Source organism: Stenotrophomonas sp. NLF4-10, assembly GCF_022359915.1.
Taxonomy (GTDB): domain Bacteria; phylum Pseudomonadota; class Gammaproteobacteria; order Xanthomonadales; family Xanthomonadaceae; genus Stenotrophomonas; species Stenotrophomonas daejeonensis.
Window position 1 is genome coordinate 2748769 of the sequence record NZ_JAKSEE010000003.1, and the last position, 19342, is coordinate 2768110.

Sequence of the window (19342 nt, forward strand, 5' to 3'; positions counted from 1 at the left end):
CTCCTCGCCCATCACGGGCCGAATTCGATAATCCCTCTCCCTCCGGGAGAGCAGTTGGGGAGAGGGTACGAGGCGAAGCCGCGCCGCAAGGAATTATCGGGAGCGCGATGATGAACGCGTCGCCACGCGCCCGGGCGGAAAACAATCAGGACACCGCTTTTTGAACAAAATGGTGCATGAAACTTCACTCGTACCCTCATCCGCCCCTTCGGGGCACCTCGCTCCGCGCCCCGGCCCGGCCCGGCGCGCTAGGCGTTCAGGCGTGTGCGAGCCAATGGCCCGCAAGCAACACGCCTTCACCCCGAAGGGAGAAGGATCAAGCGCGCGCCAGCTTGCCCAGCCGGTCCAGCAGCGCCACCCAGAACGCGGCCGGCAGTTCGGCCTGCAGCGGCACCGCGTAATGCCAGTCGTTGGCGAAGGCCCGGCACTTGACCGCATCCTTCTCGGTCATCAGCACCGGCAACTCGCTGCCGAAGGACAGGTCCAATGCCTGGTAGCGATGGTGGTCGGCGAAGGCATGCGGGACCACGCCAATGCCGCGCGCACGCAGCATCTGGAAGAAGCGCTGCGGGTGGGCGATGCCGGCCACCGCATGCACGCGCAGCCCGGCAAAGCCCTGCAACGGTCGCTCGCGGCCGCCGCGCAACGGGCGGGCGACGTCGATGCGCAGCCGCATCGCCCATTCGCCGAAACCCGATGCCGCCGGGGCCTGCACGTCGTCGCTGGCCTGGCCCAGATTGACCACGCGGAAATCGCAGTCGGCCGCGCGCTCCACCGGCTCGCGCAGCGGCCCGGCCGGCATCGGCCGGCCGTTGCCGTAGCGGCGCTGCGCATCGACCACCTCGATCTCGATGTCGCGCGCCAGCCGGTAATGCTGCAGGCCGTCGTCGCAGACCACCACGTCGCAACCTGCTTCCAGCAGCGCTTTGGCGGCGGCGACGCGGTCCTTGTCCACGCGCACCGGCACGCCGGTCTTCCACGCGATCAGCACCGGCTCGTCGCCGCCCAGTTCCGGTGCCAGCTCCGGGATGATCCAGCGCGCGGTGCCGGCGTCGTCGCGGCCGTAGCCGCGGCTGGCCACGCCCGGTTTCCAGCCGGCCGCGCGCAGGCGTTCGACCAGTTCGATGGTCAACGGCGTCTTGCCGGTACCGCCGGCGGTGATGTTGCCGACCACGATCACCGGCACCGGCACCTGCCGGCTGCGCAGCCAGCCGCGCCGGTACAGGCCGCGGCGCAGGCCGGCGACGGCGCCGTACAGCGGCGCCAGCAGCCGCGCGGGCAACGGTACCGGCGCGCCGTCGTACCACCACGCCGGCGTCTGCGTCCCTTTCCCTGCCATCACTCCTGCCTTTCCCGGAACTGCATGCGGTACAGGTGCTCGTACAGCCCGCCCAGCGCCAGCAGCTCCCGGTGCGTGCCACGCTCGACGATGCGCCCCTGGTCCATCACCAGCACCTGGTCGGCATGCTCGATGGTGGACAGGCGATGGGCGATGACCAGCGTGGTGCGGTCCGGCATCAGCTTCTGCAATGCCTCCTGCACCAGCCGTTCGGATTCGTTGTCCAGCGCCGCGGTGGCCTCGTCGAGGATCAGCACCGGCGCGTCCTTGAGCATCGCCCGCGCGATCGCCAGGCGCTGGCGCTGGCCACCGGACAGGCGCCCGCCCTTGGGCCCGACCGACGCGCCCACGCCCTGCGGCAGCTGCTCGACGAATTCGCGCGCATTGGCGTTGTCGATGGCCTGCTGCAATTGTCCGGCGCTGCGGTCCTGCAGCTCGCCATAGGCGATGTTGTCGGCGACGCTGCCGTCGAACAGCACCACCTGCTGCCCGACCAGCGCGATCTGCCGGCGCAGGTCGGCCAGCCGGTAGTCCTGCAACGGGTGGCCGTCGAGCAGGATCTGCCCGGATTCCGGCTCGTAGAAGCGCGGGATCAGCTTGATCAACGTGGACTTGCCGCTGCCGGAGCGGCCGACGATGGCCGTCACCGTGCCCGGATGCGCGACGAAGCTGACGTCCTCCAGCGCCGGCTGCGCCTGCTCCGGGTAGCGTGCGGTGACGTGGCGGAATTCCAGCACGCCCTCGGCCCGCGCCAGTGCGCGGGTGCCGCCATCCGGCTCGTCCTCGGCATCGAGCACGAGGAACAGGCGCTGCGCCGAGGCGATGCCGCGCTGGGTCATGTTCTGCACGTTGGTCAACTGCTTGAGCGCGGGGATGATCGCCATCATCGCCATCATCAGGCCGACGAAATCACCCACGGTCAGGCGTCCGGCGGCGGCCTCATGGCCGGCGATCAGCAGCAGTGCCGCCAACCCCACCGAGCCGATCAGCTGCACCATCGCCGAGGAAATGCTGCGGGTGGCCTCCACCTTCATCGCCAGCTTCAGGTTGGTGTTGGCCAGTACCGAATAACGCTCCAGCTCACTGCGCTGGGCGCCATACACCTTCACTTCCTGGTTGGCGGACAGCGTCTGGTCGGCGGACTGCAGCAATTCCGCGCCGCTTTCCTGGATGCGGTGGCTGATCCGGCGGTAGCGCTTGGCGACCTTGTTCATCACCCATGCCAGCGGCGGCGCCAGCACGAAGATCGCCAGCGTCACCTGCCAGCTCAGGTACAGCATCACCAGCAGCGAGCCCAGCGCCTGCAGCGATTGCTGCAGCACCACCTTCATCGCGTCCACCGCGGCCTGCGCTACCTGGTCGCTGTCCGAGCCCAGCCGCACCAGCATCGACGGCACCGGCTCGGCGTCGAAGCGCTGCCCCGGCAGGCGCAGGTACTTGTCGAGCACGCGCACCCGCAGGTCGCGGGCGATGCTGCGCGCGGCCTTGCCCATGCCGATGTCGGTCAGGTAGCCGGCCACACCGCGCAGCAGGAACAGGCCAACGATGGCCACCGGCATCCACAGGTTGATGTCTTCCGGGTTCACCAGGCTGTTGGTGACCGGGCTCATCATCGCCACGAAATAGCTGCCCGCGCCCGCTTCGACCAGCATGCCCAGCCCGGCCAGCACCAGCAGGCCGCGATAGGCGCGCGCGAAGCCGAGCAGGCGCCGGTAGATCCGCCACGCGCTCTCGCTGGTGTTCATCGCTGCACGTCCGGCGCGGTGGCGATGGCGATGCGGCGGAAACCGAGCTGGCCCAGCGCATCCTGCACCGTCACCACCGCCTGGTAGGGCGTGCGCGCGTCGGCGCGCAGCAATACGGTCTGCTCGCGGTCGTCGCCGGCCACCTGCACGATGGTGCGCTTGACCGATTCGACGTCGTTGCGCAGCACTTCCTGGTCGTTGATGAAATAGCGGCCCTCGGCATTGACCAGCACGCTCAATGCGCGCGGCGGCTCGCTGTTCTGCTGCTGGCTGGCCGTGGGCAGCTGCACCTGCAGGGTCGAGCGCGCATCGAAGGTGGTGGTTACCACGAAGAAGATGATAAGCACCAGGATCACGTCGATCAGCGGCACCAGATCGATGTGCGGTTCGTCCTGGGCACGGTCGTTGCGGATGCGCATGCCGGGTCAGGCCTTGGCCGGTGCCGTCGCCTGCGCCGCCTTGCGGCCGGCGGCCATCACCGCCGGGCGGCCGTCGAGCGTGTCCAGCAACGCGCTTGCCTCGTGTTCCATCTCGATCACGTAGCCGTCGATGCGGCCGCGGAAATAGCGGTGGAACATCAGCGCGGGGATCGCCACGATCATGCCGGTGGCGGTGCACACCAGCGCCTTGCCGATGCCGCCGGCCAGTTGGTTCACGTCGCCCACGCCGTGGTCGAGGATGCCCAGGAACATCTGGATCATGCCGATCACCGTGCCCAGCAGACCCAGCAGCGGCCCGGCCGAGGCGATGGTGCCCAGCGCGTTCAGGTAGCGGCTCATGCGGTGGACCAGGTGGCGGCCGGCGTCCTCGATGCGCTCACGGAGCTGGTCGCGCGGGCGGTTGCGCGCTTCCAGCGCCGCGGCCAGCAGGGCGCCCAGCGGCGAGTTGGCGCGCAGCGATTCGATGTGGGAGGCGTCGAGCTTGCCGCGCGCGGCCCAGTTGCGCACCTCCTGCCCCAGCCCTGGCGGCAGCACCTCGTTGCGGCGCAGGCTCCAGAAACGCTCCAGGACAATCGCCAAAGCCAGCACGCCCAGCAGCAGCAGCGGCACCATCGGCCAACCGCCGGCCTTGACCAGTTCCCACACGTTTCAACCCTCCGGCGCCGAGGCCGCCTGTTCGTCGGCCGATAGGATAGCAGCCGCCCGTTCCCGCCCGGCGGCGTCCCACGAACGGCGGCGCCAGGCCCGGCGTTCGCGCAGTTGCAGGCCTTCCCCGCCCAGCCAGACCCTGATCGCGCCGCTGTCGGCGGTGACCAGCACCTCCGCACCGGAACGCCGCCAGCGCTCGACCACCTCCGGCCGCGGATGGCCGAAACGGTTGCGGTGGCCGGCCGATACCAGCACCAGCCGCGCCCGCGTGGCGGCCACGAACGCCGGCAGCGAGGAGCCGCCGCTGCCGTGGTGCGGCGCCAGCACCACGTCGGCACGCAACTGCCCGCGCTGGCGCTTGGCCAACCCGTCCTCGATGACCTCGCCGATGTCCCCGGTCAGCAGCACCGCACCGTATTGCGACTGCACCCGCAGCACGCAGCTGGATTCGTTGCGCAGGTAGGGGAAACCGGCATGCGGATGCAGGAATTCGAAACGGACGTCCTCCCACTGCCAGCCCTGCCCGGCCACGCAGGCCTCCATCGCCAGTGCCGATGGCATGCCCGGTGGCGCATAACGGGCCGCCGCCGGCAGCGCGGCGACCACCGCTGCCGCACCGCCGGCATGGTCGTTGTCGCCGTGGCTGACGACCAGCGCATCGAGCCGCCCCACGCCCAACGCGTGCAAGGCCGGCACCACCACGCGTTCGCCGGCATCGAAGCCGTCGCGCACCGCCGGCCCGGCATCATAGAGCAGGCGGTGCCCGGCGGTACGCACCAACACCGACAACCCCTGCCCGACGTCGAACAACACCAGTTCGACCTCTCCCCGCCGCGGCAACTCCTGTCGCGGCCACAGCAACGGCAGCCACAGCAGCAATGCCAGCGGCTTGCCGGGAATCCCGCGCGGAAGCAGCAGCCACAGTGCCCCGGCCAGTGCCAGCGGCAATGCGAACCCGCGCGCCTCCGGCAGCCACCACAATGCGAAACGGCTTTCCGCCAACCACGACAGCGGCGCCATGCTCAGTTCGAAACACCAGGCCGAGGCCTGCCACGGCCACAACCCGGCACCGGGGCAGAGCGCCTCCAGGCCGGTACCCAGCAGTGCCAACGGCACCACCACCAGGCTCCACCACGGTATCGCCAACAGGTTGGCCACTGGCCCGGCCAGCGAGGCCTGGTCGAACAGCATCGCGGTGAATGGCAGCAGGCCCACCGTCGCCACCATCTGCGCCGACAGGAAACCACGCAGCCAGTGCAGCCGCCCCGGCAGGCACCAGACCAGCCAGGCCACGCCGGCGAAGCTCAACCAGAAGCCGGCCATCAACACCGACAGCGGGTCCCACGCCAGCACCGCAAGCGCGGCCAGCGCCAACGCCCCGGCGACACTGCCGGGGCGCCGCCCCAACCGTGCCAGTACCACCACCGCGATCATCAGCACCGTGCGCACCGTCGGCAGCGCGAAACCGGCGACCGCCGCGTAGCCCATCGCCCCACACAGCGCGGCCAGGGCAGCGGCATGCGGGCGCGGGCAATACCGCCCCAGCCACGGCAGCAGGCGCCACACGCCGCCCGCCAGCAGCGCGGCGAAGCCGGCGACCATGCCGACATGGAAACCGGAGATGGCGATCAGGTGGGTCAGCCCGGTGGCCCGCAGCATCTGCCAGTCGGCATCGTCCAGCCCGCGGGTATCGCCCACCGCCAGGGCCTGCACATATCGCGCCGATGGCCGGCCGACCGCTTCGCCGATCCGCGCCGCCATCCGCTCGCGCCACGCTTGCAGGCCGGACGATGCGGCCAGCCGCCGCGCCGTCTCCGCCCGCACCAGCCCGCTGGCGGCGATCCGCTGCGCCAGCGCATGCCGTTCGGCATCGAAACCACCGGGATTGGCCAGCCCGCGCGGCGCGCGCAGCCGCAGCGTGAAATGCCAGCGCGCGCCAGCCTCCAGTTGCATCCGTGGCCCCGCCTGCGTGGCGGAAAAGTCGTCGTACCAAGCCAGTTGCAGCTGCCTCCCACGCAGGGCGGGATGCTGGTTGGCCACGTCATCGACATGGAAGCGGAAACGCGTGCGCCGCGGTTCGACCTCCGGTAGCGAGACCACCGTACCGACGACGGCGATTTCGCTGCCTTCCAGCCGGTACGGCAACTGCGCGTCCAGCGCCCAGCCGGCATGCAGCGCGGCCCAGCCGGCGCCGGCGAGCAATGCACCGGACCAGCGCCACCGGCGCATGCGCAGCCATGCACACAAGCCGAACAGCAGCAGGCCCCAACGCAGCCAGCCCGGCGGCAGCACCGGCGCCCACAGCGCGAGGCAGACCCCGGCGGTGAAACCCGCGGCCACGGCCTTGCCAAATGCCGGCAAAGCCTGCGTTTGCGCCCACCCCCATCGCTGCCATCCAACCACGCCCGCCGACTCCATTCCAGATCGGCACCATCCTGTGCGGCGCTGCACCGAGGCAGCCATCAGGCAAGGTCGATGCGCAACATGGGGGAAATCCGGCCCCATGTGGATGCAGGGCTTGCCCCGCATGCCGCTTGCCGGGAATGCGCGGGCAAGCCCGGCACCTACGTGGCATCAGGGAGATGAAACAAAAGAAAAGCGGGCACGAGGCCCGCTTTCCCGGTGTGGAGCTGGAGGATGCCCGGCTTATTCGGCCGAAACGCCCTCGCCTTCTTCCACGGCCTTCATCGACAGGCGGATGCGGCCCTGCTTGTCCACTTCCAGCACCTTGACCTTGACCACGTCGCCTTCCTTCAACTTGTCGCCGACCTTCTCCACGCGCTCGGAAGAAATCTGCGAGACGTGCACCAGGCCGTCCTTGCCCGGCAGGATGGTCACGAACGCGCCGAAGTCCATGATCTTGGCGACCTTGCCTTCGTAGATGCGGCCCGGCTCGACGTCCGAGGTGATCTGCTCGATGCGGCGCTTGGCTTCCTGCGCGGCGGCGTTGTTGACCGAGGCGATGGTGATGGTGCCGTCGTCCTGGATGTCGATCTGGGTGCCGGTCTCCTTGGTGATCGCCTGGATCACCGAACCACCCTTGCCGATCACTTCGCGGATCTTGTCCGGGTGGATCTTGATGGTCAGCAGGCGCGGCGCGTAGTCGGAAAGCTCCTCGCGCGGCGCGGTCAGCGCCTTGGCCATCTCGCCGAGGATGTGCAGGCGGCCGGCCCTGGCCTGCTGCAGCGCCTGCTTCATGATCTCTTCGGTGATGCCTTCGATCTTGATGTCCATCTGCAGCGCGGACACGCCTTCGGAGGTACCGGCGACCTTGAAGTCCATGTCGCCCAGGTGGTCTTCGTCACCCAGGATGTCCGACAGCACGACGAACTTGTCGCCTTCCTTGACCAGGCCCATTGCGATGCCCGCCACCGGCGCCTTGACCGGCACGCCGGCATCCATCAGCGCCAGCGAGGAGCCGCACACCGAGGCCATCGACGAGGAGCCGTTGGATTCGGTGATTTCCGACACCACGCGGATGGTGTACGGGAACTCTTCCAGGCTCGGCATCACCGCCAGCACGCCGCGCTTGGCGAGGCGGCCGTGACCGATCTCGCGACGCTTCGGGCCCATCATGCGGCCGCACTCACCCACCGAGTAGGGCGGGAAGTTGTAGTGGAACAGGAAGTTTTCCTTGTACTCGCCGGCAACGGCGTCGATGATCTGGCCGTCGCGGGCGGTGCCCAGCGTGGTCACCACGATCGCCTGGGTTTCGCCGCGGGTGAACAGCGCCGAGCCGTGGGTGCGCGGCAGCACGCCGGCCTTCACGCTGATCGGGCGCACGGTGTCCAGCGCGCGGCCGTCGATGCGGACCTTGGTGTCCAGCACCGAATCGCGCATGGTGTGGTATTCCAGCTCGCCGAATTCCTTCGACAGCTCGGCCTTGTCCCAGCCCTCGGCCTCGACGCGGCCAGCCAGCTGCTCGATCACGTCCTTCTTGATCGCCGAGATGGCGTCGCGGCGCTGCAGCTTGTCGCGCACCTGGAAGGCTTCTGCCAGCTTGGTGCCGACGGCTTCCTTCAGCGCGGAGATCAGCGCGTCGTTCTTGGCCGGGGCGACCCAGTCGCTCGGCTTGGTGCCGGCTTCGACGGTCAGCTCGTTGATCGCGTTGATGACCTTCTGCATCTCGCGGTGGCCGAAGGTGACCGCACCCAGCATCACATCCTCGGACAGCAGCGCGGCCTCGGACTCGACCATCAGCACGGCGTTGGCGGTACCGGCGACGACCAGCTCCAGCTGCGATTCCTTCAGCTCCGACACGGTCGGGTTGAGGATGTACTCGCCGTTCTTGTAGCCGACCTTGGCGGCGCCGATCGGGCCCTTGAACGGGGTGCCGGCCAGCGACAGCGCGGCCGAAGCACCGATCAGCGCGGCGATGTCGCCGTCGATGTCCGGGTTCAGCGACATCACCGTGGCGATGATCTGCACTTCGTTCTTGTAGTCGTCCGGGAACAGCGGGCGGATCGGGCGGTCGATCAGGCGCGAGATCAGCGTTTCCTTCTCCGTGGCGCGGCCTTCGCGCTTGAAGAAGCCACCCGGGATACGGCCACCGGCGTAGAACTTCTCCTGGTAATCGACGGTCAGCGGGAAGAAGTCCTGGCCCTCACGCGCGCTCTTGGCGGCGACGGCGGAGACCAGCAGTACGGTGTCGTCCATCTTGACGATGACCGCGCCGCTGGCCTGGCGGGCGACTTCGCCGGTTTCGAGCGTGACGGTGTGCTTGCCGTACTGGAAGGTTTTGGTGATTTTTGCCACGGAGGGTGTCCTTGGGGATGCTGTCTGCGAATGGACCGCCTGCGGCCCTTGCCGGTCGGCGGGTGGCCGGTCATCCCGGCCGCTGGGTACTTCGATGCTGCAAAAACAAAACCGCGGCGCATCGCTGCGCCGCGGCGGGAGAGCTGCTTAGCGACGCAGGCCAAGCTTTTCGATCAGGGCCTTGTAGCGCTCGACGTCCTTCTTCTTCAGGTAGTCGAGCAGGCTGCGGCGGCGGTTGACCAGCTGCAGCAGGCCGCGGCGGCTGTGGTGGTCCTTCTTGTGGACCTTGAAGTGCTCGGTCAGCTGGCCGATGCGGGCGGTCAGCAGGGCCACCTGGACTTCCGGCGAACCGGTGTCGTTGGCGCCGCGCTTGTTGTTTTCAATGACGCTCTGGGTGTCGATCGACATGGTGTTTTTTCTCTTGGATGCGTGGCCGGCAGGAACGTGCTGATGACGCACCGCGCAGCTCGCCGTTTACGGGGATTTCGGAAGATGGCCCGCTGCGGGCGGGCCGGCGCCCGTCGAAGGGCCGCAAAATTGTAGCGACCCGGCGCACCCGCCACAAGGAGCGGGGCTGCCGGCGCCATTCAGGCAGGGTGCTCAGGCATTGAAGCGGCGCTGCGGCGCCAGCAGCCCGGCCGCGTCCACCTGGCCCAGGCCGAGCGCCCGCTGCGGGTCGAACACCACCACCTGCCCCTGCGGCCAGGCCGGGTTGCGCAGGCGCTGGCCCATGTTGAAGCGGGTGGCCTGCCCGGCGTCGAGGTCGACCCGGCTGAAATGGCCCAGCCCGGCCTCCAGCGGCAGCAGCCACTGCAGCAGGGCCGCATCGTCGCCACTTTCGGCCACGGCGCGCAGCGCGTCCAGGCCGATCATCCGCGGCGACCGGAACGGTTCCACCCACAGCCGGCGCAGCGCGGTGATGTGCGCGCCGCAGCCGAGTGCTTCGCCCAGGTCGCGGGCCAGGCTGCGGATGTAGGTGCCCGAGCCGCAGGTCACGCGCAGGCGCAGGCGCTCCGGCTGCCGCTCCAGCACCTCGATGGCGTGCACGTGCACCTCGCGCTCCGGCGCCTCGATGGCCTCGCCGCGGCGCGCCTTCACGTACAGCGGCTCGCCGCCCTGCTTCAGCGCCGAATAGATCGGCGCGCGCTGGCGGATGTGGCCGGTCAGCGCGTCCAGCGCCCGTTGCAGGGTCGCCGCGTCGATCGCCGGCACCGGCCGCTGCAACAGCACCGCGCCATCGGCATCGTCGGTGTCGGTGGTCGTGCCCAGCGCGATGTCGGCGTCGTAGGCCTTGGCCGAGCCGAGCAGCAGGCCGGCGATCTTGGTCGCCTCGCCGAAGCACAGCGGCAGCAGGCCGGTGGCCAGCGGGTCGAGGCTGCCGGTATGCCCGCCCTTCTCCGCGCGGAACAGGCGCCGCGCCACCTGCAGGGCGGTGTTGGAGCTCATGCCGGCGGGCTTGTCGAGCAGGACGATGCCGTCCAGGCGGCGGAATTGGATACGGGGACGCATGGGAACCCTTGTCGGGCCGGCCACGGCGGGACGCCACCGCGGCCAGCGGATATCGGGAGGATCGGCCGGATACCAGAACAGCCCTCGCGGGCTGCCTCGGCTTCTACTCTTCGTCGGCCTCGGGCTGTGCCGGCTGCGCATCGGGCAAGTCGCGCAGCAGGTTGTCGATGCGCTCGCCGCGATCGACCGAGTCGTCGTAATGGAAATGCAGTTCCGGCACGTGACGCAGCTTCATCGCCCGGGCCAGGCCGGTGCGCAGTTCGCCGGCCAGCTCGCGCAGGCCCTTGACCGCCTCGGCCGAACGCTCCGGCATCAGCGCGGTGACGAACACCTTGGCATGGGCCATGTCGCGGGTGACTTCCACGTCCGAGACGCTGACCGACGGCAGCCCGTGCTCGCGCACCATGGCATGCACCAGCGTGCCCAGATCGCGGCGGATCTGCGCGGAAACTCGGTCGGTACGGTGGAAAGTCTTGGGCACGGAATCTCGCTCGTCTGGTTGCTGCGTCGGGAAGCGCGGCCGGCCCGCACGACGCGGGCCGGCCGGTGTTGCCTGTTACAGGGTGCGCGGCACTTCGATGCGCTCGAAGCACTCGATCTGGTCGCCGGCCTTGACGTCGTTGTAGGCCTTCACGCCGATGCCGCACTCGGTGCCGTTGCGCACCTCGTCCACGTTCTCCTTGAAGCGGCGCAGCGATTCCAGTTCGCCCTCGAACACCACCACGCTGTCGCGCAGCACGCGGATCGGCTTGTTGCGCTTGACCACGCCCTCCACGACCATGCAGCCGGCCACGGCGCCGAGCTTGGAGCTGCGGAACACGTCGCGGACCTCGGCGATGCCGATGATCTCCTCGCGGATTTCCACGCCCAGCAGGCCCGAAGCCACCTGCTTCACCTGGTCGATCACGTCGTAGATGATCGAGAAGTAACGCAGGTCGACGCCGTTGGATTCGATGATGCGGCGCGCCGAGGCGTCCGCACGCACGTTGAAGCCGATGACCGTGGCCTTGGAGGCGACCGCCGAGTTGGCGTCCGATTCGGTGATGCCGCCCACGCCGGAGTGGATCACGTTGATGCGGATGTCGTCGTTGGACAAGCCCACCAGCGACTGGCACAGCGCCTGCACCGAGCCCTGGACGTCGGCCTTGATCAGCAGGTTCAGCACCTGCTGGCCGTCGCCCTTGCCCAGCTGCGCCATGATGTCTTCCATGCGGCTGCCCGCGCTGGCGACCAGGCGCGATTCGCGGCGCTTGGTCTCGCGCTGCTGCGCCACGTCCTTGGCCAGGCGCTCGTCCTCGACGACCACGAAGTCATCGCCCGCATCCGGCACGCCGGACAGGCCCAGCACCTGCACCGGGATCGACGGGCCGGCCTCGGCCACCTGGCTGCCGGTTTCGTCGAACAGCGCGCGCACGCGGCCGTACTGGATGCCGCACACCAGGTAGTCGCCCTTCTTGAGCTGGCCCTGCTGCACCAGCACCGTCGCCACCGGGCCGCGGCCCTTGTCCAGCGCGGACTCGATGACCACGCCGGCGGCACGGCCTTCGGCCACCGCCTTCAGCTCCAGCACTTCGGCCTGCAGCGAAATCGCGTCCAGCAGGTCGTCGATGCCCTGGCCGGTCTTGGCCGAGATCTCCACCATCTGGATGTCGCCACCGAACTCCTCGGCCACGACCTGCTCAGCGAGCAGTTCGTTCTTGACCCGCATCGGGTCGGCCGAGGACTTGTCGATCTTGTTGATCGCCACCACGATCGGCGCGTTCGCGGCGCGGGCGTGCTGGATGGCTTCCTTGGTCTGCGGCATGACGCCGTCGTCGGCGGCCACCACCACCACCACCACGTCGGTCAGCTGCGCGCCGCGGGCGCGCATCGAGGTGAACGCGGCGTGGCCGGGGGTGTCGAGGAAGCTGATCACGCCCTTCGGCGTGGTCACGTGGTAGGCACCGATGTGCTGGGTGATGCCGCCGGCCTCGCCGGTGGCGACCTTGGTGCGGCGGATGTAGTCCAGCAGCGAGGTCTTGCCGTGGTCGACGTGGCCCATGATGGTGACCACCGGCGGACGCGACACCGCGTCGCCCTGGTTGGCATCGGTCATGGCCAGCAGCGCGTCTTCGGCGTCGTTGTTGTCGGCGCGCACGGCCTTGTGGCCCAGCTCCTCGGTCACCAGCACCGCGGTGTCGTGGTCGATGGACTGGGTGATGGTGGCCATCACGCCCATCTTGAACAGCGCCTTGACCACCTCGCCGCCCTTCAGCGCCAGCTTCTGCGCCAGGTCGGCCACGGTGACGGTCTCGCCGATGGCGACCTCGCGCACCACCGGTGCGGTCGGACGCTCGAAGCCGTGGCTGCCGCCACCGCCGCGCGACTGCTCGGAGCCGCGGCGGCCATGCTGCGGGCGCCCGCCCGGGCGGCCGCGCGTGTTGCCGTTGTTGCTGCCGCGCCGGGCGCGGTCGGAGGCCGACAGGTGCAGCTGGCCGCCGAAACGGCCGTTGTCATCACCCGCCGCGCCGCGGGCACGGCTGCCCGGCTTGGCGTGCGAGGAAGGACGTTCGGCGGCGCGGCTCGGGGGCGGCGCATGGCGCACGCTCCTGGCCGCGGGCTCGTCGCCCTCGTCCGCCGCTGCCGGGGCGCTGGCGGCCTGCGCCGCGGCCTCGGCGGCCTTCTGCTCGGCCTCCGCGCGCAGGCGCTCAGCCTCTTCGGCCGCCTTCTGCTGGGCGGCTTCCTCGGCGCGCGCGCGGTCCTTCTCGGCCAGCATGCGCTGCTCGTCGAGGTTGCGCTGGCGCGACTCCTCGAGCTTGCGCAGGATTTCCTCGCGCTCGGCGCTGGGGTCCACCACCGGCGCGCCGGCGCCGCTGCCCGGCTTGACGTAGGTGCGCTTCTGGCGCACCTCGACATTCACCGTGGCCTTGCTGCGGCCGGTGCTGACGGTCACTTCCTGCTGCGTGCGGCGGCTCAGGGTGATCTTCTTCGGCGCGGCGTCGGCCTCGTCGGCAACCTGCTCGTCCTTGCCGTGGGAACGGCGAAGGAAACCGAGCAGCTTCACTTTCTCGGCGCTGGTCACGACCTGGTCGGGACCGCTGAACTTCATGCCGGCCTGGGCCAGCTGTTCCAGCAGTTTCTCCACCGGCGTGTTGACCAGTTGGGCGAGCTTGCGGATGGTGGTTTGCTGCGACATTCGGATCCTATGATCTTTTGGGCGCCCCCTCGACAGGTACGAAGGCAGCGCGGAGTCTACGCCCTGAGCGGCTCAGGGCACTGTTCATCGCTGGCTCATTCGCCGCGCTCCAGACGTGCCTGCGTGGCGATCATTCGCCACGCTCCAACCTGGCGATTTCTTCGGCGCGGGCGGCCAGGACCAGCGCCGCGGCGCGCTCCAGATCCACGCCCTCGATGCCGAACTCGACGATCTCGTCGGCCGCCAGGTCCGACAGGTCCTCGCTGGTGCACACGCCATTGGCCGCCAGTGCATGCGCGGTGGCCTGGTCCATGCCCGGCAGCGCCAGCAGGTCGTCGGCCGGCGCGCCGTCGGCGCCCTCCTCCACCGCCAGCGCCTCGTTGAGCAGCGCGTCGCGGGCACGGGCACGCAGCTCCTCGACGATGTCCTCGTCGAAGCCCTCCACCGCCAGCAGCTCGCCGATCGGCACGTAGGCTATTTCCTCGACGGTGCTGAAGCCCTCGCTGACCAGGATGCCGGCGATTTCCTCGTCCACTTCCAGCTTGTCCATGAACAGCTGGCGGGCGACGGCCTGCTCGGCCTCGGACTTGGCGGTGACCTGATCCTGGGTCATCACGTTGAGCTGCCAGCCAGTCAGGCGGCTGGCCAGGCGCACGTTCTGCCCGCCCTTGCCGATGGCCTGGGCCAGCCGGTCCTCGGCCACGGCCAGGTCCATCGAATGCTTTTCTTCATCGACGATGATCGACTGCACCTCGGCCGGCGCCATCGCGTTGATGACGAAGTTGGCCGGGCTCTCGTTCCACAGCACGATGTCCACGCGCTCGCCGTTGAGCTCGTTGGACACGGCCTGCACGCGCGAGCCGCGCATGCCGATGCAGGCGCCGATCGGGTCGGTGCGGGTGTCGTGCGCCAGCACCGCGATCTTGGCGCGGTCGCCCGGGTCGCGGGCGCAGGCCTTGATCTCGACCAGCCCCTGGCCGACTTCCGGCACTTCCAGCTTGAACAGCTCGATCATGAACTCCGGCGCGGCGCGGCTGATGAACAGCTGCGGGCCGCGCGGCTCCGAGCGCACCTCGGCCAGGTAGCCGCGGACGCGGTCGCCGGCGCGCAGCACGTCGCGCGGGATGCCCTTGTCCTTGGGAATGAACGCCTCGGCGTTGCCGCCCAGGTCGACGTAGATGTTGCCGCGCTCGGCGCGCTTGACCACGCCGGTGACCAGCTCGCCGACGCGATCCTTCCACGCGTCCACGACCTGCTGGCGCTCGGCCTCGCGCACGCGCTGCACGATCACCTGCTTGGCGGCCTGCGCGGCGATGCGGCCGAAGTCCGGGTTCTCGATCTGCTCTTCGATGTAGTCGCCGACCTCGACGCCGTCGGCCTCGTCGACCGCGTCCATCAGGCGGATCTGCCGGTCCGGCGATTCCATCACCACGTCGTCGGCCACCACTTCCCAGCGGCGGAAGGTTTCGTAGCTGCCGTCCTTGTGGTCGATGGACACGCGCGCCAGCACGTCCTGGTCGGGGTAACGCTTCTTCGCCGCCGAGGCCAATGCGGCCTCGATCGCCTCGAAGATCACTTCGCGCGGCACGCCCTTTTCGTTGGCGACCGCGTCGACTACCAGCAAAAGTTCCTTGCTCATCGGCTTACTCCGCACGCGGCTTGCCGGCCGCGGTTTCGTTGTTGGATTTGTTGCCGGCCTTGCCGCCCTTGGGGGCCGGGCCAACGGGTTTGACGGGAGCCAGGCCGAGGGCGGCCCAGTCCGGAATGATGCGCGCCTTGTCGATGTTGTCGAAAGCGACCACGAACGGCTTGCCGTCGACCTCGAAGGTCACCGTGCCCTGTGCATGGTCCACCGCGACGATCCCGCCCTGCAGGCGGCGGCGGTTTTCCTGCGGCAGCTTCAGGCCGACCTTGGCCGACTCGCCGAGGTGGCGCTCGAACTGCTCCAGCGTGAACAGCGGGCGGTCCACGCCCGGCGAGGACACTTCCAGCGTGTAGTTGCCGCTGATCGGGTCCTCCACGTCCAGCTGCGCGGAAACCTCGCGGCTGACCCGCTCGCAGTCGTCGATGTTGACCACGCGCTCGGGCTGCTCGGCCAGCGGCACGTCGATGTACAGGCGCAGCGTAGCGCCGCCCGGCGCCGGCAGATACTCCGCGCCCAGCAGATCCAGCCCCAGCGCCTGCACGGTGGGGCCCAGCAGATTCGCGATTTCAGTAGCCTTGTCGCTCACAGCCTGCTCTTGATTTCGGTAATGGGGAAAACGTGGAAGACCCGGCCGGACTTTTCGTTTTGCGGAAACAACAAAGGGCCCGACTGGGCCCTTTGTCCGGTATGAATCCGGTGACTGGATTCCGGTTGCAGGAACGGAAGCAAACGTTCCTGCGAGCCCAGATCGCGCCTTCGACAACGGATGTTGAAGAAGGCCGAAACTGGTAGCGGGGGCAGGATTTGAACCTGCGACCTTCGGGTTATGAGCCCGACGAGCTGCCAGACTGCTCCACCCCGCAGCAGAAGCGGAATTATGGGGCAATGTCGCCGATATTGCAAGCTTCATTGCCACATTGTTTCTCCCGAACCGGAAAGCTCCGGAGAAACACGGAAGGCCGGGGCCTTCCGCCGGATCGCCTCCCGGCGACCCTCGGCAACCGCGGATCGCGCCGTTGCCGTCAACTCAGGGCGCGCATCTTACACGACGCGCACCGCTTTGTGTCCACTTCAGGACAAATGCGTGAACGCGGTACGCACCCATTCAGCCAACACGCCCAGACCCAGCGGCAGCACCAGCAGGCCCACGCAGTTCACGCCCAGCACGATGCCCAGCACGCGGTCGTTGTGGCGCGGCAGCGGCTCGCCGACCGGCTCGTCGAAGTACATCACCTTGACCACGCGCAGGTAGTAGAAGCAGCCTACCACCGCGCTGATCACGCCGAGGATCGCCAGCCACAGCAGGCCGCCGTGGATCGTCGCGCCCAGTACCGCCAGCTTGGCCCAGAAGCCGAGGAACGGCGGGATGCCGGCCAGCGAGAACATCGCGCACAGCATCAGCCCGGCCATCCACGGGTTGCGCGCGTTCAGGCCCTTGAAGTCCTCGATGTTCTCGGCCTCGAAGCCGGCGCGCGACAGCGCGATGATCACGCCGAACGCGGCGGTGGACATCAGCGCGTAGGCCATCGCGTAGAACATCGCCGCCGAGTAGCCCTGCGCGCCGCCGCCGGCGATGCCCATCAGCAGGAAGCCGATGTGCGAGACGGTCGAATAGGCCAGCATGCGCTTGAGGTTGGTCTGCGCGATCGCCATCAGGTTGCCGACCACCAGCGACAGCGCCGACAGCCCGGCCAGCACGTACTGCAGCTCGGCCGACAACGGGCCGACGCCGGCCTCCAGCAGGCGGTAGGCCATGCCGAACGCAGCCAGCTTCGGTGCCGAGCTGATGAACAGCGCGATCGGTGCCGGCGCGCCCTGGTAGACGTCCGGCAGCCACATGTGGAACGGTGCCGCGCCGAGCTTGAAGGCCACGCCGGCGACCATGAACACCGCGCCGGTCAACAGCAGCAGGCGCTCGTCCGAATGCACGGCGGCCGCGCGGATCGCGTCCAGGTGCAGCGAGCCGGTGGCGCCGTAGACCAGCGACATGCCGTACAGCAGCAGGCCCGAAGCCAGCGAACCGAGCACGATGTACTTCATGCCGGCCTCGGCGGCCAGCTTGTTTTCGCGGTTGCTGGCGACCAGCGCGTAGGAGCTCAGCGCCAGCAGTTCCAGACCCAGGTAGACCATCAGCAGGCTGCCGGCCGAGACCAGCACCATCATGCCGGCGCAGGCGAACAGCAACAGCACCGCAATCTCGCCCTGGTACTGGTTGCGCTCGCGCAGGTAGCTCCAGCCGTACAGCAGGGTCAGGCCGGTGACCAGCACCACCACGATCTTCATCGCATCGGCGGCGGCGTCGCGGATGAACATGCCCTGGAACACCTCGCCCTGCCCGCCCACGCCGCCCAGCAGCAGCGCGAAGGCGACGACGAGGACGGCGACCGACAGGAAGTGGGTCCAGACCTTGTGCCGCTGGCTGATGAACAGGTCGAGGATCAGCAGGGCGAAGGCACCGCCGACCACCACCAGTTCGGGCAGCAACGGCGGAAGGTCGGCGGCGGTCAACGGCAGGAGCGTCGGCGTGGTCATCATCAAATCCTGGAATCAATACTCTCGACGGGGCCGCTTACAGCAGCTTGCTCGAAGCGATCTGCATCGCCAGCTTGGCGATGGACGGCTCCATCAGTTCGGTCAGCGGCCGCGGGTAGAAGCCCAGCACCAGGGTGCCGACGGCGAACACGCCCAGCACCAACCATTCGCGGCCGTTGATGTCCTTCATCTCGGCCACGTGCGCGTTGCCCACCTCACCGAAGAACACGCGCTTGTACAGCCACAGCGAATAGCCGGCGCCGATGATCAGCGTGGTCGCCGCGCCGAAGGCCGCCAGCGGATGCCACTGGAAGCTGGCCAGCACCACCATGAATTCGCCGACGAAGCCGCTGGTGCCCGGCAGGCCCGAGTTGGCCATGAAGAACAGCAACGCGAACGCGGCGAACCACGGCATCACGTTGACCACGCCGCCGTAGTCGGCGATGCGGCGGGTGTGCAGGCGGTCGTAGAGCACGCCAATGCAGGTGAACATCGCGCCGGAGACAAAGCCGTGCGAGACCATCTGCACCATCGCACCCTGCAGGCCCAGCCGCGCGGCGTCGCTGTTGCCAGCCTCGCGCACCAGCCACAGGGCGATAAAGGTGCCCAAGGTCACGAAGCCCATGTGCGCGATCGACGAATAGGCGACCAGCTTCTTCATGTCGTCCTGCACCAGCGCCACCAGGCCGACGTAGATCACCGCCACCAGCGACAGCGCGATCACCAGCCAGGCCCACTCGTGGCTGGCGTCGGGCACGATCGGCAGGTTGAAGCGCAGGAAGCCGTAGCCGCCGATCTTCAGCGCGATCGCGGCCAGGATCACCGAACCGGCGGTCGGCGCCTCCACGTGCGCGTCCGGCAGCCAGGTATGCACCGGGAACATCGGCACCTTGACCGCGAAGGCGATCAGGAACGCGAAGAATATCCAGGTCTGCTCCTTGGCCGACAGCTGCAGCTGGTACAGGTCGGCCAGCTGGAAGCTGCCGCCCTTCATGTACAGGTAGACCAGCGCCACCAGCATCAGCACCGAGCCGAGGAAGGTGTAGAGGAAGAACTTGATCGCCGCGTAGATGCGGCGCGGGCCGCCCCAGACGCCGATGATCAGGAACATCGGGATCAGCATCGCCTCGAAGAACACGTAGAACAGCATCGCGTCGGTGGCGGCGAAGATGCCCACGGTGACGCCTTCCAGGATCAGGAAGGCGGCGACGTACTGGTTGACGCGCTTGTTGATCACGCCCCAGGCGCCGATCAGCACCAGCACGCCCACCAGCGTGGTCAGCAGCACCAGCGCGATGGCGATGCCGTCAACGGCCAGGTTGTAGCCGATGCCGAAGGCCGGGATCCACGGCCGCTGCTCGACGAACTGCATCACCTCGGCGGCGCCGCGGTCGTAACCGGTGAGCAGGCCGATGCTCAGCAGGAAGGTGAGCAGTGCCACCGCCAGCGACGCCCAGCGGGCGGCCTGGGCGTTGCGCACGGCAAGGATCAACGCACCGCCGAGGATCGGCAGCCAGATGAGGAGACTAAGCAGGGGCCAGTTCGACACGTTTT

13 protein-coding genes, 1 tRNA gene and 1 pseudogene are annotated in these 19342 nt (G+C 68.7%); all 15 read right to left on the reverse strand.

All coding sequences use genetic code 11. The features are described 5' to 3' along the window. Positions 1 to 316 precede the first annotated feature (316 nt). Positions 317 to 1339: a tetraacyldisaccharide 4'-kinase gene (gene lpxK, locus MIC98_RS12995; RefSeq protein ID WP_239737410.1), complete on the reverse strand. Its 1023-nt coding sequence runs from the start codon at positions 1337 to 1339 to the stop codon at positions 317 to 319. Then, the gene (gene msbA, locus MIC98_RS13000) at positions 1339 to 3084 is read right to left on the reverse strand and encodes a lipid A export permease/ATP-binding protein MsbA (RefSeq protein WP_239737411.1); all 1746 of its coding nucleotides are present in this window, start codon (positions 3082 to 3084) and stop codon (positions 1339 to 1341) included. The genes lpxK and msbA overlap by 1 nt, the downstream gene beginning before the upstream one ends. Then, complete coding sequence (locus MIC98_RS13005) at positions 3081 to 3503, reverse strand: biopolymer transporter ExbD (RefSeq protein WP_057640747.1); 423 nt, start codon at positions 3501 to 3503, stop codon at positions 3081 to 3083. Before MIC98_RS13005 ends, msbA begins: the two co-directional genes overlap by 4 nt. Positions 3504 to 3509: 6 nt before the next feature. Then, complete coding sequence (locus MIC98_RS13010) at positions 3510 to 4169, reverse strand: MotA/TolQ/ExbB proton channel family protein (protein WP_057640745.1); 660 nt, start codon at positions 4167 to 4169, stop codon at positions 3510 to 3512. Further along, positions 4063 to 6590 (reverse strand): annotated as a pseudogene (locus MIC98_RS13015) (DNA internalization-related competence protein ComEC/Rec2); the annotation flags it as partial. The gene MIC98_RS13010 and the pseudogene MIC98_RS13015, both read right to left, overlap by 107 nt. A gap of 228 nt (positions 6591 to 6818) precedes the next feature. Continuing rightward, positions 6819 to 8927, reverse strand: a complete 2109-nt coding sequence (gene pnp, locus MIC98_RS13020) for a polyribonucleotide nucleotidyltransferase (RefSeq protein WP_239737412.1) — start codon at positions 8925 to 8927, stop codon at positions 6819 to 6821. Between the two features lie 147 nt (positions 8928 to 9074). Further along, positions 9075 to 9335 (reverse strand): 30S ribosomal protein S15, encoded by a 261-nt coding sequence (rpsO, locus tag MIC98_RS13025; RefSeq protein WP_057640742.1) that lies wholly within the window; start codon positions 9333 to 9335, stop codon positions 9075 to 9077. 192 nt (positions 9336 to 9527) lie between these two features. After that, positions 9528 to 10436 carry a tRNA pseudouridine(55) synthase TruB gene (gene truB, locus MIC98_RS13030; protein ID WP_239737413.1) on the reverse strand — a complete coding sequence of 303 codons (909 nt, stop codon included), beginning with the start codon at positions 10434 to 10436 and terminating at the stop codon, positions 9528 to 9530. A gap of 103 nt (positions 10437 to 10539) precedes the next feature. After that, entirely contained in the window at positions 10540 to 10917 is a 378-nt protein-coding gene (rbfA, locus tag MIC98_RS13035) for a 30S ribosome-binding factor RbfA (RefSeq protein WP_057640738.1), read from the reverse strand. Between the two features lie 75 nt (positions 10918 to 10992). After that, the gene (infB, locus tag MIC98_RS13040) at positions 10993 to 13611 is read right to left on the reverse strand and encodes a translation initiation factor IF-2 (protein ID WP_239737414.1); all 2619 of its coding nucleotides are present in this window, start codon (positions 13609 to 13611) and stop codon (positions 10993 to 10995) included. A 130-nt stretch (positions 13612 to 13741) separates the two neighbouring features. Next, entirely contained in the window at positions 13742 to 15250 is a 1509-nt protein-coding gene (nusA, locus tag MIC98_RS13045) for a transcription termination factor NusA (RefSeq protein WP_057640734.1), read from the reverse strand. A gap of 4 nt (positions 15251 to 15254) precedes the next feature. Beyond that, on the reverse strand, positions 15255 to 15842 hold the full coding sequence (rimP, locus tag MIC98_RS13050; RefSeq protein WP_239737415.1) for a ribosome maturation factor RimP: 588 nt from the start codon (positions 15840 to 15842) through the stop codon (positions 15255 to 15257). A 200-nt stretch (positions 15843 to 16042) separates the two neighbouring features. Beyond that, positions 16043 to 16119 (reverse strand) — tRNA-Met (locus tag MIC98_RS13055). A 208-nt stretch (positions 16120 to 16327) separates the two neighbouring features. After that, entirely contained in the window at positions 16328 to 17788 is a 1461-nt protein-coding gene (gene nuoN / locus MIC98_RS13060; protein ID WP_057640753.1) for an NADH-quinone oxidoreductase subunit NuoN, read from the reverse strand. Between the two features lie 37 nt (positions 17789 to 17825). Next, entirely contained in the window at positions 17826 to 19337 is a 1512-nt protein-coding gene (locus MIC98_RS13065; protein WP_057640731.1) for an NADH-quinone oxidoreductase subunit M, read from the reverse strand. Between the last annotated feature and the right edge of the window lie 5 nt (positions 19338 to 19342).